18 protein-coding genes and 1 pseudogene are annotated in these 16,655 nt (G+C 57.3%); 2 read left to right on the plus strand and 17 right to left on the minus strand.

The genetic code is table 11. The features are described 5' to 3' along the window. Nucleotides 1–2: 2 nt before the first annotated feature. The 14 genes from tssJ to QZ517_RS02635 all read right to left on the minus strand — a co-directional run bounded on the left by tssJ (nt 3) and on the right by QZ517_RS02635 (nt 12,826). Nucleotides 3–455, minus strand: a complete 453-nt coding sequence (gene tssJ / locus QZ517_RS02570; protein ID WP_294221623.1) for a type VI secretion system lipoprotein TssJ — start codon at nt 453–455, stop codon at nt 3–5. A 1-nt stretch (nt 456) separates the two neighbouring features. Beyond that, nucleotides 457–1,986 carry a type VI secretion system-associated FHA domain protein TagH gene (gene tagH / locus QZ517_RS02575; RefSeq protein ID WP_294221626.1) on the minus strand — a complete coding sequence of 510 codons (1,530 nt, stop codon included), beginning with the start codon at nt 1,984–1,986 and terminating at the stop codon, nt 457–459. Next, on the minus strand, nt 1,983–3,050 hold the full coding sequence (gene tssG / locus QZ517_RS02580) for a type VI secretion system baseplate subunit TssG (RefSeq protein ID WP_294221628.1): 1,068 nt from the start codon (nt 3,048–3,050) through the stop codon (nt 1,983–1,985). The genes tagH and tssG overlap by 4 nt, the downstream gene beginning before the upstream one ends. Beyond that, the gene (tssF, locus tag QZ517_RS02585) at nt 3,014–4,894 is read right to left on the minus strand and encodes a type VI secretion system baseplate subunit TssF (protein WP_294221631.1); all 1,881 of its coding nucleotides are present in this window, start codon (nt 4,892–4,894) and stop codon (nt 3,014–3,016) included. Before tssF ends, tssG begins: the two co-directional genes overlap by 37 nt. After that, nucleotides 4,894–5,619 carry a GPW/gp25 family protein gene (locus tag QZ517_RS02590; protein ID WP_294221634.1) on the minus strand — a complete coding sequence of 242 codons (726 nt, stop codon included), beginning with the start codon at nt 5,617–5,619 and terminating at the stop codon, nt 4,894–4,896. Before QZ517_RS02590 ends, tssF begins: the two co-directional genes overlap by 1 nt. A gap of 21 nt (nt 5,620–5,640) precedes the next feature. Continuing rightward, nucleotides 5,641–6,129 (minus strand): type VI secretion system tube protein Hcp, encoded by a 489-nt coding sequence (locus QZ517_RS02595; protein WP_294221636.1) that lies wholly within the window; start codon nt 6,127–6,129, stop codon nt 5,641–5,643. Nucleotides 6,130–6,160: 31 nt separating this feature from the next. Next, entirely contained in the window at nt 6,161–7,669 is a 1,509-nt protein-coding gene (tssC, locus tag QZ517_RS02600; protein ID WP_294221639.1) for a type VI secretion system contractile sheath large subunit, read from the minus strand. A 3-nt stretch (nt 7,670–7,672) separates the two neighbouring features. Beyond that, nucleotides 7,673–8,206: a type VI secretion system contractile sheath small subunit gene (gene tssB / locus QZ517_RS02605; RefSeq protein WP_283427761.1), complete on the minus strand. Its 534-nt coding sequence runs from the start codon at nt 8,204–8,206 to the stop codon at nt 7,673–7,675. 25 nt (nt 8,207–8,231) lie between these two features. Next, a complete protein-coding gene (gene tssA / locus QZ517_RS02610) occupies nt 8,232–9,374 on the minus strand; it encodes a type VI secretion system protein TssA (RefSeq protein ID WP_294221649.1) in 1,143 nt (380 codons plus the stop codon). 129 nt (nt 9,375–9,503) lie between these two features. Next, complete coding sequence (locus tag QZ517_RS02615; RefSeq protein WP_294221652.1) at nt 9,504–10,919, minus strand: DUF4384 domain-containing protein; 1,416 nt, start codon at nt 10,917–10,919, stop codon at nt 9,504–9,506. Then, complete coding sequence (locus tag QZ517_RS02620; RefSeq protein WP_294221655.1) at nt 10,916–11,347, minus strand: biopolymer transporter ExbD; 432 nt, start codon at nt 11,345–11,347, stop codon at nt 10,916–10,918. The genes QZ517_RS02615 and QZ517_RS02620 overlap by 4 nt, the downstream gene beginning before the upstream one ends. Further along, nucleotides 11,344–11,766, minus strand: coding sequence for a biopolymer transporter ExbD (locus QZ517_RS02625; RefSeq protein WP_294221656.1), 423 nt, complete (start codon nt 11,764–11,766; stop codon nt 11,344–11,346). The genes QZ517_RS02620 and QZ517_RS02625 overlap by 4 nt, the downstream gene beginning before the upstream one ends. Beyond that, a complete protein-coding gene (locus tag QZ517_RS02630) occupies nt 11,763–12,398 on the minus strand; it encodes a MotA/TolQ/ExbB proton channel family protein (protein ID WP_294221659.1) in 636 nt (211 codons plus the stop codon). The genes QZ517_RS02625 and QZ517_RS02630 overlap by 4 nt, the downstream gene beginning before the upstream one ends. After that, entirely contained in the window at nt 12,395–12,826 is a 432-nt protein-coding gene (locus QZ517_RS02635; RefSeq protein WP_294221662.1) for a hypothetical protein, read from the minus strand. Before QZ517_RS02635 ends, QZ517_RS02630 begins: the two co-directional genes overlap by 4 nt. A gap of 237 nt (nt 12,827–13,063) precedes the next feature. Here QZ517_RS02635 and QZ517_RS02640 point away from each other — a divergent pair, with 237 nt between their 5' ends. Together QZ517_RS02640 and QZ517_RS02645 are read left to right on the plus strand one after the other, a co-directional pair. After that, entirely contained in the window at nt 13,064–13,522 is a 459-nt protein-coding gene (locus QZ517_RS02640) for a DUF6484 domain-containing protein (protein WP_294221673.1), read from the plus strand. Next, nucleotides 13,522–13,863 (plus strand): hypothetical protein, encoded by a 342-nt coding sequence (locus tag QZ517_RS02645; protein WP_294221664.1) that lies wholly within the window; start codon nt 13,522–13,524, stop codon nt 13,861–13,863. The genes QZ517_RS02640 and QZ517_RS02645 overlap by 1 nt, the downstream gene beginning before the upstream one ends. 8 nt (nt 13,864–13,871) lie before the next feature. Here the strand turns inward: QZ517_RS02645 and QZ517_RS02650 are convergent, their stop codons facing one another. The 3 genes and pseudogenes from QZ517_RS02650 to QZ517_RS02660 form a co-directional block, all read right to left on the minus strand. Next, on the minus strand, nt 13,872–14,777 hold the full coding sequence (locus QZ517_RS02650) for a hypothetical protein (RefSeq protein ID WP_294221667.1): 906 nt from the start codon (nt 14,775–14,777) through the stop codon (nt 13,872–13,874). Between the two features lie 17 nt (nt 14,778–14,794). Beyond that, nucleotides 14,795–16,087, minus strand: a complete 1,293-nt coding sequence (locus tag QZ517_RS02655) for a PAAR-like domain-containing protein (RefSeq protein WP_294221670.1) — start codon at nt 16,085–16,087, stop codon at nt 14,795–14,797. Beyond that, a pseudogene (locus tag QZ517_RS02660) lies at nt 16,084–16,655 on the minus strand (3-oxoacyl-ACP synthase); the annotation flags it as partial. The pseudogene QZ517_RS02660 and the gene QZ517_RS02655, both read right to left, overlap by 4 nt.

Genomic DNA, 16,655 nt, shown 5'->3' on the forward strand with positions numbered 1-16,655 from the left:
CTTTACACTGAAGTCAAAGAAATGCCGCCGGGGCCGACATTGATCAGGACACCCTGATTGCCGGACGGAGCGTTGATTTTGGTGCGCACAGTTTTGCCTGTCGGGTCCCGAAAACCGCCGGTCACGCCAATCACAGCGGTGCCGGGCTGGATCGCAATCACTTTTTCACCGGATCCGCCCGGGGCGAGAGTGATCTGATCGGTCCTGAGCAGTTCAGAGCCAAGCGCGGCTGACGGGTTTTGCAGAGCAAAGGCATCTGCGCTGTCAAAATTGCCGGAGCTTGACATTTGTAGGATCGAAATGGTGACTGGGCGATCGCTGCCATCGGGGCCGGGGTTCATACCGGCTTGAGCCTGAGCCGCAACGGTTAGGGTGGCGGCACCGCCGCCCATACATGCCGTCAGAATAAATCCGGCAGAGCCGGTGATCAGAAAACTGCGTCTTGAAAAAGTCATGTCACGATCTCCCTTGGTTTTCATATGCGTCTCTAAAATCCGCGCCAACTTCGCCGAGAAAGCGCTCTTCTGCGGCGCGGGCGATTTCGCCATAACGCTCAACATAGAGCTGCCACATCTTGGCGCTTGAGCCGCCGGCGAGCAGCTTTTCCATCAGGCCAGCGTCCTGCATCTCGCGCTCGATTTCGGCGGGATCAAAGCTGTCGATCATGCGGCGGAGGGCGGTTTGCAACGCAGTCCATGTGCGCACCTGATGGTCGTTCAAGTCGCGGAACGCCCAATTCACAGCGTCTTCAGGCGCAAGGTACCCTTCGCCGCGAGGTTGCAGTAGGGCGGCCAACCCCTCATCTGTGGTGGCCAAAAATTTCAACGGATTCACATTGGCGCTGGCGATGATGGTTTGAGCCACGCGCACGCGGTTTTTCTCCTCCGCACGGGTGCGCAGGAGAGCCATAACCCCTTCGACCAACGCACGCAGACAACGCCCGATGCGTTCCATTTCCTCCTCGGAGTCCGCGGGTGGCACATGTGCAGGGTCCAATCCCATGCCGCGAAAAAATGCGGCGCGCAGCGCGGCTTCTTTTGCTGTGGGAGCAGACGGTGTTTGTGTCGCGGTGGGCTGATGGTTGATGGTTTCAGGCAAGGCGTTTTGTGCCTGTTGCCTCTCTGGTTCGGGTGTTGGCGCTACTGACTGAGCCGTTTCCAGATCCCGCACCGGTGGTGCGCTTTGCGCCACCGCTTCACCGCTGAGCCCAAAAGGATCGCTTGGCGGCGGTGGGGCTGCAGCCAGAGGAGGCTGGCTCTCACTGCTTCTTTGGGGGGCGCCACGGGTTCGGCTGCGGCCTGTATCGGCGGTGACGTCAGGCTGCCAGAAATCGTTGTCGACGGGGGCGTCGGGTTTGCCAACCGGAGCATCACTGAAGTAGCTGCCAAATCCCTCGTTGTTGCTTGGGTCCGCCTGTGGGTCCGGCGGAGTTGCACGCGCGGCTCCGCGCAAATCGAGATCAAAGGGGTCGTCCTGATCCAGTGGTCTCGGCGGGCGGTCCTCTTCTTGTACTTGACCTTCGTCGCGATTGTCCTCTCGCAGGCCAAAGGGATCAGGCAAGCTGTCCGGACGTTTCTTGGGGGGAGGCGCGGCCTCTTCGGCGCCAAACTCAAAGGAAAACACGCCCGCTCCAGATCGGCGAGGCTGTGTTTCCCCTTGCGTCTTGCGCACCGTAACCTCTTCGATCCGCAGAACAAAATCGCCTAGGCGCAGACGCATGCCCGCGTCAATGGGCACGGAGTTTCCAGCGCCCACCGGATTGGCAGCATTGTCGACATAAAGCCCGCCAGAGGAGGCGTCGGTGACAATTATGCGTCCGCTTTCCTCGGTGATAATGGCGTGGCTGCGCGAGACAAATTGGTCAGGATCATCAATTTGCCAATCCGCATCCGCACCTCGGCCTATTACCAAGCGACCGCCGCCGAATTCTTTTTCGGAGACCAATTGAGGGTGAGGGGCGTTTTCAAGAACAAACCTAAGTGTCATCCGGCCAGTCTCCTTGACGCGCTGTTGGCTGGGGCGGGGCGGTCAGCGAGATCGCTGAAAGCGAGGTCTTCGGCGCCCTTTGTGGAATCCGGTGCGAGCCAACTGGTGCGGCCAAGTTGGCTGTTCCCCAATTGAGCGGCTGGTACTTCGCCTGCGGCCAAGACAAGCCGCAGCGAAAAGACGGTTTCGCGCCCCGCAGCAAAGAGGACCGCATGATGCAGACGTTCCCAGGTCACGGCGCTCTCAAGAAACTGCGTAAACTGTGCTTGCGTGAGTGGCCCTAGACGGATTTCCGCCTGATCTGCCCGATCAAAGAAACGGGCCCCCATAACCGCCGCGGTACCAAGACCAGCATGCGCCTGTCCTAGCCGCGATTGCAAATGTTGCGGAATGTCGACCCAACGGCCTGTAAATTCCTCAAGCGACACGGGCACGCCAACCACAGTTTCAAGAAAGGCTGTGAGCCGTTCCGGGCTACGGGCCTGCAAAGCAAGCGACGTGGCATGTCGCAGTTTTGCGCCTTCAAGATGGTGATCAGGGCTGACCGTGCCGGGCAATCCCTGACCCGCGAGGGAGCGCATCAGAGCGGTGACTCGACCGCCGTCGCCAAAGGCCACATGGATGTCTGCACGAGCATCCGCCCAGGCCCGCCAATACAGCGCAATCACCCGATGCTGCAGCATATTGGTAAAATCAAGGAAGGCCTTATCCGCAGAGGCGCCTTCGCCTTCGCCAGCAAACCAGCGATTGGACATACGGGCCATGATCCATCGGGTCAGGTGCAGGGGCATCGGGCCCTCGGGGCCAATCAGCCCAATGACATTGGTGTCGATCCGGGTAGGGGTGGTATCTGACCCTGGAGTGAACGCGTCGACATCGCTGGCCGCAAAACTCATGCGCGGCAACTGTCCTAGCCGCGCAGGTTCTTTGGCGGCGTCGCCCGCGCGTCCAAAACGTGCCTCTTCGGTTTCGAGCTGTCGTAATAGCTCGAAGAAATCCATGCTACCTATGTGGTTGGCCTGCGCGTCTAAATCAGCGCGCGTGTGCCCGGCGTCATCGGCCATGTCACCTCCGTCTGATCTTGGGAAAGTCGCGTGCGGGTGCGCACAAAGGAATTGATGCCGGTGTGACGCGCAAACAGCTGTGCCAGTAAGGCGGACAGCAGCAGGCGGGAGCCACCGGAGAGCACGCCCGCGTCGACCTCCAGCGTGATATCGGTGCCGTGCCCAAAACAAATTGGGCCAGGGCGGCCGATGCGTTCAATCAACCGTTCTGACGTGACCCGGGTGATCGATTGGCCGTGGCGTGCCAGCTTGGGATCGCCGCGACCGGCATAAAGCTGAATGAGCGCGCGCAGGGGTTCGGCGTTTTTTTCATCCGCAGCCAGAGAGATGTGGTTCAGCGAGAGTTGCGAGATCCAGCGCCATGTCAGATCGTCCATTCGCTCCTCTCCGCCCACGCCCGAGGGAAGGGACGCGCGCAGAGAGGGGCGGGGGCGCCGCATCGGGCGCAACAGTGTAACACCGGTCACAGGATCGCCGGTTTCGACGCTCAGACGGGGGGTGTCATCCAGTATGGGCAGATCGCGGTTGGTGCAAAGTGCCCGAATATCCACGCGGCGCACGGGTTTTACACCCTTGCGGTGCGCCGGGATAGCGACGGAAACGTAGAGATCGTCTCCGGTATAGCTTGAACGTGTCTGACCGCGGCGGAGTTCGTCTGTGTTGGGGCGACGGGGACGACGTTCGGCGGCATAAACATGGCCGCTGTCAGCTTGTTGTTCGACCGAAAACAGCGGGGTTATCTGGGCCTGCGGGCCTTGGATCTCGCCGTCCTCCACGCGCATCAGCCGATAAATCTCATAATCCCACGCGCGGGTGCGGTCAGCGTGTACGATGTGGCTGGAGCGGTGGGTTTTGAGGTCCACCAGATTGCACTCGTGTTCAAAAAGGTTGACCAAGGGGGTAGCAAACAGGTGGAAATCGCTGGCCTTGATCTCGGCCAGGGAAGGATCGGATCGGCGCAGCAGAACAATCAGTTCCAGCTTGCGCTTTGACGTTTTACGAACGGCGGAAGCCAGGTTCGTCAGGCGCGCCGCATAGAACCGCTCGGGCATCAGAAAATACTCCCGCAACAGGCGGTATCCTTCGAAAGAAGACCGTACTCGAGGCAGCAATGCTTCGCCGTCGGAAATGCCGATCATTTGCGGGGTGGTCGCCTCAACAAAGGGGGCGGTTTTGGCATCGGACGGGCGGGCCAACACGGGGCCGCCAAAACCGAAGAAAGCATCAAACAATGCGCCACCTCGGCCGCTGGCACCATAATAGATATCCAGCTGATCCAGCGAGAGTTCAGAGAGGCTTCCGGCACCGCGGCGTTCCAGAGTGATGCGAATGCCAGCTTCATGATCACGCAACAGGGAGTCCGAGACGCCCGCCTGCGCGAGCGCACCACGGTCTTGCAAAAACTCGGCGTCGGCAATCTTAATGGGCCACAGATGCACTGCCTGGCTGCTGGTATAGGTGGCACGGGTTTGCAGGCCTTCGCGCAGAGACGCGATGAAACGCGTGCCACGTGCCATTACATGGCCATCGACCATGCGATCCACTTGCGGGCCGGGCTCAATTGTCGCCACCGTCATAGCAGGTGCCGGACCCGCAAGATCAGGATAAAGCGCATCGAGAAGGTTGCGCACGTAACGCGAGCTTTCCCCATCCACCTTAAGCCGGGTGCGCGCCGAGAGATAAGCCACCCCTTCGAGCAGGCGTTCGACGTAGGGATCAGGGCAAGGCACTGAATCGATGGAAAGATTGCCGGCAACATTGGGATGCAGAGTGGCAAACTCCTTGGCCAGAGACCGGATGTGGCCCAGTTCTTCTTCGTAGTACTCAAGGAAGGCCTGATCCATCAGTTGCCCTCCAGTTCGGTTGTGGCCTTGCCGCTGTCCAGATCAATGGCCGTTGATAGGCGCAGCCGTTCCGGTGCGGGCGACATCATCAACAACCCGTCAATTTCGATGCGCATACCGGATTTGCTACCCACTTTGACCTTCACGCGCAGGCTGTCAGGACGTAGACGGGGTTCAAAAACCGTGAGCACCTCGCGCAGTTCGCGGGCCAGAAGATCGGTATCAAAGTCGCTCCCAAGTTTGCCAGAAAAAGACGGCACGCCATAATTCACGACAGAGCGGCGCACCTCAGGAAAAGCTTCCAGAACGTGCGACGGACTGTCGTAATTGCGTGCTTCTTTCTCTGTGAACAAATAGTCGGCCTCCAACCTTTCAATATTAAAGAGCATCTCAATGTCGCGCCGCACAGCTTCGCGCAGCACTTCGGGGGTCACCACCACACCGCCATCCTGTAACCGTCTAAGTGCCGCTCGACGCGACAACAGTCGGTGTGCGAGGGCGCGGCCGTCGTCATCCAGATCCGGATGTGCGGCAATAGCGCGGGCTTCCCCTGCGATCACAGTGTCCACAGCGGCCTCGTCGCTTTTGAGCACGCGAGACAACTCTTTGCGCAACCCCTGGGTTTCGGCCAAAAGGCCCGGCAAATCATCGATAAGCCTGTCCCACAGCGAAGGCTGCACGGCCTCCTGCAAAGCTGCAGGAGGGCTGTCGTGATCAGCGACCATTGGATACGTCCTGCGTCAGAGTTAGACCCCGGCCGCGATGTCGTAGGAGATTTCGTGCTCGTCCCCGGCGGAGTGGTCTTCTTCCTGCACGGTGTATTTGACGGTCACGTTCTCAAACACGGCTCCCAGCACTTCTTCAACCATTTGACCACCTTCGTCTTCGCCAATGCCAACCATTTCGAACTTGGAAATAGTGACGTGCTCCATGGTGATGTGCAGATAGTCGATGTGGGCGTCGCCGGAATCCTTGCGAAGGAAAAGTTCCCATTTGGCGAAGGATTTGCCTTGCATACAGGACAAAGCCAGATAGGGCGAAGATGCGTCCAGATACTTTTTCATTAGCAGTGCGTCGACTTGAGCACGGGCACGCGCTCGACCTCTACCAACTTGTGCAGCAGAGCCCTGTTCGATGTTCCAAGCAATGTCATGAACATCAATTTGGTCTTCGTGATCCACCCTTTGGCTTTCGCCGGGGATTTCTTCGATACTCAGATAACCTGTTAGTGCCATTTTGATTTCTCCAATTTACTGGTTACGAAAATCAGGATTTGACAGAAGGCAACTCCGATACGAGGCGCAAAGAAGCGTTGATGCCTTCAAGTTGATAGTGCGGGCGCAGGAAGAAGCGGGCGTTGTAATAGCCTGGACGCCCTTCAACACTGTCCACTTCGACTTCGGCCGCCGCCAAGGGGCGCTTGGCCTTGGCCGCATCATCCGCCATTGCCGGATTTGCCAGCACATAGCGGTTGATCCACTCGCTGAGCCAGATCTGCATATCACCGCGTTCTTTGAACGTGCCCACTTTGTCGCGGGCAATCGCCTTGAGGTAATGGGCAAACCGGCTGACCGGGAAGAGGTATGGCAAATTGGCTGAGAGCCGTTCGTTGGCCTGAGCATCAGGGTCCACCAGGCGTCCGGCGCGGGCTTCGTCATCCTGCAGACTGTGGGCCCCGATAAAGGCGGCCACATCCGTGTTCTTACGATGCAGGATCGGCATCATGCCCAACTTCGCCAACTCCGCTTCGCGCCGGTCGTCAATCGCGATCTCGGTGGGGCATTTCATCGCCACAGACCCATCATCCGTTGGGAAAGTGTGCACTGGCAAGTTCATCACTGTGCCACCGGATTCCACACCGCGGATCTGGGTGCCCCAACCTGAAATTTTGTGGCTGCGGTTGATGTTCACTCCCATGGCATAAGCCGCATTCATCCAGGTGTAGTGGTCATGTTTGCCGTCGATGACCTCTTCAAAGTCAAAACCCTTGACCGGTACGGTCTCGGCCCCATAAGGCAGGCGTCCCAAAACTCGAGGCATGGCAAGACCGATATAGCGTGCATCTTCGCTTTCGCGTAGCGACTGCCAACTGGCGTACTCCGGACTTGAAACGATCTGCTCCAGGTCCTGCGGATTGGGCAGTTCCTGCCAACTTTCCATGCGAAAGAGCTGTGGCGCGACGGCGGCGATAAAGGGCGCATGTGCAGAAGCGGCAATACCAGAGATATTGCGCAGCAGGCCTACATCCTTGGGTTTGTGGCTAAATTCATAGTCGCCCACAATCGCCCCAAATGGCTCACCACCCAGCATGGAATACTCGTCGGAATAGATTTTTTTGAAAATTGGGGACTGGTCCCACATCTGCCCTTCATAGTCTTCCAGATGGTCTGCGAGATCATCCTTTTTGATGTTGAGCACCCGGATTTTGAGCTTTTGATCTGTTTCGGTGTTGTTCACCAGATAGTGCAGACCGCGCCAGGAACCCTCCATTTTGGAAATATCCGGGGCGTGCAAAATTTCATTCATCTGCTCGGAAAGAAGCTGGTCAATGCCTCCAATAAGAGACTTGATCGATTTTACCGCATTGCCGGAGATGGCTGTTGTGCCGGATCGCTCCTGCGCAGCAACCGCGAGGTTTGACACCAATTCCTTGAGCTTTTCGCCGTCTTTGTCCTTGACGCGGAAATCCTTTTCGAGCAGGTCGCTGAATTCGCCGAGATCAAGCGCTTCGGCTTCGGCGGCACCAGCCCCTGCTTTGAGTTCTTCGTCAGCCATAACTTAGCCCTCCCCTTTTTCAGCGTCTACCGCCGCTTCTGCGGCTTGCTGGAGCAGCGGCTCGTTGTTGAGAAGTTGGGCGATGCGTTTTTCCGCATCAACCTTGCCGTCCATGTAGCTCAGCAACTCTTCGAGTTGACCGCGCATTTTGAGCAGCTCGGCAAGTGCCGGCACCTGTTCGGCGACTTTGTCAGGCGCAAAATCTCCCATGTTTTTGAAGGTGAGATCGACAAAAAGCTCTTCGTCTTTCTCTTCACCCTCTGCCACGGGAAGCGTGTTGGGCACCCGGGTTTTCACCCGCGGTGAGAGGGCTTCCATGAATTTTCCGAACCGGCCAGCGTCGGTTTCGACAAAGGCGCGGTCGTTGACGGACTTTTGCGCTTCGGACGTTTCGCTTGCCCCCGCCAGATCGGCCATAACGCCCATGACAAACGGCAGTTCTATAGTTGTTGGGCTGCCGTAGTGTTCCACATCATAGGCAATTTGGACCCGCGGGGCCCGATTGCGCTCTATGACCTTCTGTTTACTGGTATTCATTCTTCAAAAGCCCTCCTTTGTAATGCTATTTTGTGCGTTGATCTTCGACCCCCGCGATGTTTCGAAATTCCTTGAGGCCCGATGGGGCGATTTCTTCAATGAGTTCCAAGAAATCCATCGCCACCATTCGGCGCATGCGCCGGGCGAGATGGGGGATGGGGCTGGACGGTTCGGTGCGCTCATAAAACGCAACAATCTGGTCCAGTGCGGTTTCAACGTCTTCGCGGGAATTGACCGCGCCCGCACCGGTGCCTGAGACGGCTGCCGATTGTACCATGGAGGCACTCCCATTGACCTGTGTTGGCGTGCCGGTGCCTGCGCCATCTTCGGCTTGTGATGTGCTGTCGCCAATGACGGCAACCGCGCTTTCCAGGGTGGTTTTGGCCTGCGCCAAATACTCGCTAACTTCTGAAAGATTCAAGCCTGTGCCATCTGACACACCAGAGCTTTTGGCAAATTTTGCGACAAGCGCGGCGGCGGCGGTTTCACAGGCGGCAATGTCGGCCACCAATTGGGCGGCGGCCTCTGCGTCCTGATCGGCAAATTGGCGGGAGGCTGCATTGACCCGATTGACCAATGCCTCATGACGGGCGGACAGCGCGTCTTTCTCGTTTTGGTTGAGGCCGGCGGCCGCGCGGCTGAGCATGTCGTAATTGCTCAAGGATGCTTTGGCCAAGTCATCGCCCATGATGGCTCCGATGCCACGTGGGTTGAGCACCACATCAAACTTCAAATCGCCCAACAAGCCGTTGTCATCGTTTTCAAGCTGCCGCAACGCGTTGGCGCGGGGCAGGGAAGCCATCGTTGGATCATCACGCTCACGCAACGCCGGATGGAGCGTGGCCCAATGCTGATCCAAAGTGTCGCCAAGCAGTCCAAGCCCAGAACACAGACCGGAAAATCCATCTTGCGCGTATAACGCCCGCACAACAATCACGAGCAGGCGCAAGTCTCGGCCCTTTTTGGCGAGCGCCGATGCGTCCGTTGCTACAACTGTCCAATCAACATCCGGTGTTTTGGGATTGATTGATCCGTCGTCGTTCAGGCGATGTTCACGTCCGGCGGGTTGCACCATTCGCTCAAGAGAGTGAAATTCACTCTCATTTCTGAGTTCAATACCGGACGGAGAGTCCCCCTCTAGAGGTTCGAGGAGGCTGGAAATATCCATGCCTCATTCTCCAAATTGAAAATTTTTTATCGTCTTAAAACCCATTCAGCATCACAGAAGATTATGATTCGAGCAAGTTTGGCTGCGCACAGCAATTTTCAAAACGTTTCAAAGCGTTCCGTGTCTGCGTCAGTTTCGCTTTTGACGTGTAGCCACAAAAAGGTAGGCCCATTCCCCGCGAAAGCCGTCATGGGTGCTGCGAACCTGTGCAATCCGGTCCTGAAGAAATGTCAAATACGCGGCGGCGGGCTCAACAAACGGGCGTACTCCGTCATAAAGTGGATGGCTGGCGGCGTATGCAACCGCGATGTCCTGGCCAAATGGCGGTGAAATTTCCAAAACCAGCGCTGGCGGCGCGCCGGTGTCCGGATCAGGACGCCCGATTGAAAACAGCGTGGCCGCGTCATAAGCTTGGAGTGGGCGTTGCGCACTTGGCACCAAATGGATCACGTCTCCGTTGGCGTCAAAGTAGTCAAGGTAAACAAAGGCGGGGTAATCCGGTGCCTCAAGGTCGATGATAAGGCGCTGCCCCGCAACAAAGCCATAAGTTTGTACCTGTGCAGAGTCCCCCACTAACATCGGATCGGTGAATTGCTCTTCGGATTGCGGCAGATCCAGTTGGTCAAGAGACGCCAGAATAGTGCACTGCGGCGCGGGCAGTATCAGCAGGTGATCTTTGAGCGGCAGACTGTCTCCGAGTTGCCCTGACAGGGTTGCCAAAAGCGGCGCGCGTTGATCTTCGTCACGCAGATGGCCTTGCAATGCCAATGTGCCGGTATCCGGATCAAAGGCGGTTTGCACCCGTGCACATTCCGGCGCCTTGAGGGCTGCCGCCAGTGTGTCACGCATGTTTTGGCCGGCGGAAGACTCCGGTCGCAGAAAGGCTGCGACAGTGTCCAGACTGGCTGCATCAAAAGTGGACGCAGCATTCCAGTCAAAGGTCGCGGCAACACGCGGCGCAGCAGGCTTTTGCGCTGAATACTGTGGGCTGGTAGGCGCTGTTGAATGGATGGGCAGTGAGGCAGGCTTTGCAGTGTTTAGTTTGAGTTCTTGCAAGTCCGCCGCAACGTGGCTGGAGAAGGCTTGCGGGGTTGCGGTTACGTGTTGGCTGACCAGAGGTTCCGCTTGCGCTGGCGTTGCGTCAGTTGACATCGGGGATATAGGGGAATTCCCAGTGGACAGCGCGACGTGCGTGGGTGAGGAGACTTTGGTACCTGTGAGCCGTGTTGCGGGAGTTGCTGCGCTCTTGAGGTTCGACGAGGGGAGCTTCGTCCTTGCAACAATGTGCGAAGACTGTACGGCATCGCGCGAAGAGAGCGACGGAGCTGCGACTGCGAGTAATTTATCGGCCTCCAGGTGTTGCGCGTCAGGTGCCGCCGGGAGGGCGTCTGACTGTGGCACCCGTATGGCCGCGAGGTTCAGGCTGCTGTCGGGTATGCCTTGTTGGGGGACCGGTGTGGACACCACAAGCGCCAAACCCAAAGTGGCGGCCCCGCCGTGCAGCACAAGCGAACCGAAAGTGGCAAGGACCATCCGCAGGCTCATGGTGTCACCACCAGAACCACCTCTCCAATTGCCGCCGCGTCCAATGCCTCGGTGACCGGCAAAACAAACCGCAGAGGCGTTGTGCGGTGGGCATTCACGCGTAGAATTGTAGCTTGATCGCGCTGGGCAGCCTGCTTTGTTTTTGCCAACCATGCCTCAGCGTCATACGCGGTGCCATTGACTGCAATCCGCCCATCGCGAGCGATCGAGACTGTGACACCGCCGCCAGGCATGTCGCGTCCGGATGTGGCATTGGGCGGGATGACTTCAAAGGGCGCAGAGGCATCCAGCCGCGCCACCAACATGAAAAAAACCAGCAGAAAAAAGACAACGTCAATTAAGGCAATGATGGGTTCTGATGGTGTGCGACGCTGTGGGCGGCTCAGACTGGTTTGACAGGGGGGCGGGGGTGACAAAAGGTGAGTCATGGGCGGCCCTCAATCCGCACAACGCGCATGTCGGTTAGCCCCGCCGATGCGAACGCATCCAGAGCATTGGTCAAGGCAAAAAGCGGGGCGGCACCTGAGGGCAAGATCAGGACCTGTGGCGGTGGCACTTCTGAGGCCAAGGCGGACAGAGCGCTGGTCTGGTTTGCTTCGTTAAGCTGAAGGCCGCGCAGGATTAAGTCGCCATCTCTGGTGATCCGGAGAAGAACGCGTGTGCCTTCACTTACGGCGCCTGCCTGGGGGCTCGTGGGTGGAAAATCAGCCTTTCGGGTCACGGGGATCATGTCTAGATCCAGATAAACCGAAGTCACCATGAAATAGACCAGCAGAATAAACAGCACGTCAATCAAAGGCACCAGAGAGATGCGACCGCGCATGGTCTGTGGGCGGATAAGAGTCATTTTTGCGACTCTAGAGAGGATGTTGAAGCAAATTTGGGATTGGACGCGAGTCGAACCCCAGCCAAAACGGTCTCGATTTCCTGCGTTTCTGTTTCGGCGCGCGCGGTGAGCCAAGCGGCCTCTGCAAGCGCAGGAATGGCGACGATCAGCCCAGCCGCGGTGGTCAAAAGCGCTTGCCAAATCCCGCCTGCAAGAATGGACGCATTTGCTGCCCCTTCGGCAAGCTCCAGTGACCGAAAGGACTGGATCATCCCCAGAACTGTACCCAAAAGGCCGAGCAAAGGAGCGATCATGCCAATCAATTCTAACAAACGAATGCCGGTGAACAGGCGTATCACCTCGCGTTGTGCCAAAGGGTGCAGCGCATCTGCCACATGAGGACCGCTTTGTTCGAGTTGCAGGCGCTCAGCCGCCGTTTCGGCGATGTGGTCTGCCGCGCTTTGGCCTTTTGGCGGGGTGCCAATTTTGCCTGTTTCCAGTGAGACCAGCCAGTCGGCCCGCGCTTGTGATCCCTTGGCGCGCAGGCCCAGTTTCAACAAGCGGGCCAGAAAAATTGCAATCGACAACACAGACAGCAAACCCAGCAGCAAGAGCACGGGTAAGGCGGTGCCCAGATCAGATATGGCGGTCATTTGATCAGCGGCACCGCGGCCCGGCTTGAAAGGGTGACCAAAGGATAGCAGTCGCGCGGCTCGGCGTTCTGTGGTGTGCATGCAGGAATGTCATGCAGCAGCAGCTCGCCAATTTGGGGGCAGGCAATGTCAGGGAATTCGAACAGCTTGAGTGTGGTGCGCGCCACTGGAATTGGGGCTGCGTCCACGGTGAGCAACTGGTTAATGATCCCACCTGTGTCCAGAATGGCAAAGGACAGCTCCAAGGCCTCAAAGCTCATGCCTGTGTCGTTGCGAAACAGGAAGAAGGCCTGGCAGGTGGTTTCGCCAGCTTCCAACTTGTTGAGCTCTACAGAGAGTTGACCTGTGGTGTGTTCCTGAGCCTGAGAGGGCGTGGTCAGCGTGAGAGAAAGTAACAAAGACAGTGTCAGAAAAAAGGTCTTTCGCAATGGATCACTCCTTTGGCTGAAATCAAGATAAGCCTAGCCAGTGGGACGATTCTTGTAAAATCTTGCAGCCCAGGCACAACGCCATATGGGTTTGCCACAGGCAGTTCAGCGCTGGGCATCGACTCAAACTTGGTCACTGTGCTATCATAACGCTGATTTTGAGAAGTGTTTTGAGTGAGGTCCGATCCGACAGATTAGGCGCGGAATGGACAGCGAAAGGAGTTGCGCGTTTTGGACGTGAAGCCCCCACAGACAAAGGCCCAACAAGAGCACGCAGACACGCATGTGGATGGCGTGGTGATTGGACTGCTGCTTGGCTTTGAGGATGGCAAACCGCTGGTGGTGTTTCCAGGAAACCCGGCAGATGCGGCCCTAACAGCGCGCAGCCTGTGCCAACTTTCCCCCAAAGATGCAGGCGGCGAGGTCGCCCTGCTCTTTGAGGACGGTGCACTTGATCGGCCCTTGATCGTGGGGCGCATTGTGGACCCGGTAAAGGCGCCGGAGCCCCCCCCGATGCAGGTGATCAGCGATGGCCAGACGGTCACGGTGACGGCGGAGCAGCGTATCGAGTTGCGTGTCGGGAAATCGGCAATTGTGATGGAGGCGGATGGCCATATCACCATTCGCGGCAAACATCTGGTGAGTCAGGCTTCGGGGTCAAACCGTATTCGGGGTGCCTCGGTAAACCTCAACTGATGTCTGTGCCGGTTCTCAAAGACATTGTGCGCCAACATGCCGAGGAGGCCGCGCATCTGTGGGTGACCTATGATTGGTATCTGCTGAACCCGGATGAAAATCCCGATATGGATGAAGAGCGGCTGGATCGATTGATCGAACGGCTTGAGGCGCATCTGGCTGCGATGCGTGTGGCCGGAGAACACGGGCTGAAAATTGCGCAGGAGCGGTATGAAGAGTTTCCGGAGGCGGGCGAGTTGTTTCTGCTGCGGATGTTGCAGCCGGAAGCCGCCAACATGCGTGTGCGCGAATTGGACTTGGTGGCGGTGCGGGAGTTTCTGGAGTCGAAGGTCGAGGCGTGAAGTTTGGTTTACGCAACACCAACTTGATTGATGCGCGTCCACGAGGCGCCGTCAAATGTGAGTACATCCTTGTCACCAAGACTCCACATTTTCTGAGGGCCACGTCCGAGGTTATAAAATGAGCTTGCTAGCGTCATCGCTTCGAGTGCTGGGGCCAGCCCGTCTTCATCGTTCCAGGTCATCAAGGCCCGCATCATGGCGCAGTAGATTACCCCCTGAAATTCTAAAATTCCCCAGATATCCTGCAATGGTGCGGGGGGGGCTGACACCAAAAATTCATCGCGTCGGCCTTTGGCAACTATTCCAGTCATGCCACCGGCATAAACATAGCCATCTTCCGCACAGTGTACGCAGGTGAACGCCAGATTTGTGGCGCATTGCACGGGCGACCAGACTGTGCCGTCAAACCACCAGATGACACCGTCCCGACCAGCCGCATAAATTTCATCTTTGGCAAAGCCATCTATGGCTTCAAGATGATTTTGAGGAAACTCTACCTGGAGTTCGGGGCCGGGGCCAAATTCTGTCCAGGTGCCATCCTCATTTCTGCGGTATGCGGCGAGGTTGCCGCCACAGGCAACAACGTCGTTGTCGACTTCTGCCACACCGCGAACGGGATTTTCAGTGCCGTTGATTGTCTCTAATGGCCCGGCTGTTCCGTCCTCAAAAACAACAGCTTCTCCGTAATGGCCAATTGCGACGACGCGCCTTCCGTCACGCGCCCAAGTGAGATCTGAGACCTCAAAGTCCACAAAAGACAGTTCAGTGCCAAGTGCTGGAGTGAGGGTGTAGATGGCAGCGTGTGGATCCTCAAACTGATAGGCAAACGCATCCATGACCAAGGCCATACACGCCATGTCGTCACTCTGCACCGCCGCACGGGTTAGGGACATCTTGTTAAAGAAAGGCCGCATGTCTTCTCTTTCCAGTGTTATGAACCGCGCAGCATCTGGGCTCTTTCTCGCGTATAAGCCATAGCCGCGCTTTCAACCTTGCTGCTCTTACCGCAGCGCTCGCCTCTCAGTTGGCGCGACGGTGGCATGCCTAATTCGTCGCAGTGATAGGAATCCAACTGCGCTTGCAAACAGGCCGGAGAACAATCCGAGAGTGGAAAGACGACGTCCATTGATCGGATCGCTTCGTCGCGCATATCTTCATAGGAACAGGTCTCCATTTCCTGAATTTGGATGGTTTTGCGCCCTGGAGATTGAGACGTGATGACGCCAACGCCGCTGGAACTGGAGTTTGCGGAGACAAATGCGCTCATTTCCGTGTGCATCATGCCGTGAGACCCGGTGGTGTTCGAACACCCTTCCGCACAAACACAAGGCGCGTCAGCCGCTGCATAAGGCGGCGCGGATTTGCCCGGTGGCCAATCCGGATTGGCCAAACGGCTGAAGATGCTGAGAGGTTTTTCGTCTGGCTTAGGGTTTTCGCCACGGCCTTTGTTAAAGAAAGCAGAGGCCGGCACCACGTGGTGGCCGGTTTGCCCCGGACAAGGACAATTGTTGGTGCCAGAGCCGCCGTAGGGCGGCAGTTGACAGGCCAAAGCGGCCAAACAATCATTTTGCTGGGCCTTGTCGGAAATTCCAATGACGTCTGCATTGTCTTTGAAATCGCCTTCGTCGGTGGAAATTGTTGTGTTGTAGCCGTCACGGGTGCCAATCTCCTTGGCCCTTTCGCCAACTTTCTTGTCCAGGCCGGTACTTTCGCAGACTTCGTCCTGTGTCTTGCCTTCGCAGGCCTCCGCCACTTTTCGTTTTTCGCTTTCACAGGGATCAGGACTTCCCGGCACATGGGGTTGTCCGACTTTGGGCCAAGGCGGCGTGTTGGGCGGGGAGCCGTGGTTGTCGGTCTGGATGTCGGAAAAACGGGTGACGTTTTTGCCTTCCGCTTTCACATTCATAGAATAGGCTTGAGAGTAAGCTTTGCCGGTGTTTTTAGAACTGATCACACCTTTTTTGGCGGCGCAGCCGGCCTCGTCCCCGGTGGTCTTGCTGAAGTATGAAGAGTTTTTTTGATTGACGGTTTTGCCGCCAATTTTGACTGATCCAGTGCCTTTGTCGGTGTCTCCATCTGATCCAAAATTTGGATAGGGAACGGGAACGCCGGGCGGGGTTGCCGGATTTTCGGGGGGGGTCATGCAGACGTCAGGGGTGGCTGCGATGACTTTGTTGGCCTGCGCCTTACAGCTGACTTCGAGACTGTTGGCAAAAACGGTCATGCGGCATCCCTCCGACGAACGTCTCCCCGGTCGGGCGTTTGAAAGATTGCGGTGCCGCAAGCGCCATCATCGCCGGAGCCTTCGATCATAATACGGTGGCCATCTGCATAGCCTTTTTCAAAAGCTTCCAATCCCCAGGCTACCATCAAGGGTACAAAAGCAGCACCGATGTTGCCCAAGCAATCTGCCGGGCTCCAGATGGGTTGCGGATCGCGATGTAGGCGCATGGTGCGCTGCATTGCCAACGCGCTTTGTTTGAAAAAGTAATGCTCACCTGAGACATCGGTCAGGCGGAAATCTATTCGGCCAAAATCCTGTAGAGCGGACATATCCAAAGCGTCCCGATAGGCTTGTGTCATGCCATCTGCGCGCAATGGCAGATCAAGTCCGTCTTCGTCCAATCCGTTGTAGAGAAAGGCCTTCTCTCGAGTGAGGCCAAGCCCAGTTAAGGCAAAATGCGCGGCTTTTCCGGGGGCGCAAAGGATGGCGGCGGCAGCTTCGCCCGGGATAAAACCATTGGCATTTTCTGCCGTCAACAGGCGGTTTTCGCGCAAATAATGCGCCACCG

Source organism: uncultured Shimia sp. (assembly GCF_913054185.1).
In the GTDB taxonomy this organism is placed as follows: domain Bacteria; phylum Pseudomonadota; class Alphaproteobacteria; order Rhodobacterales; family Rhodobacteraceae; genus Shimia.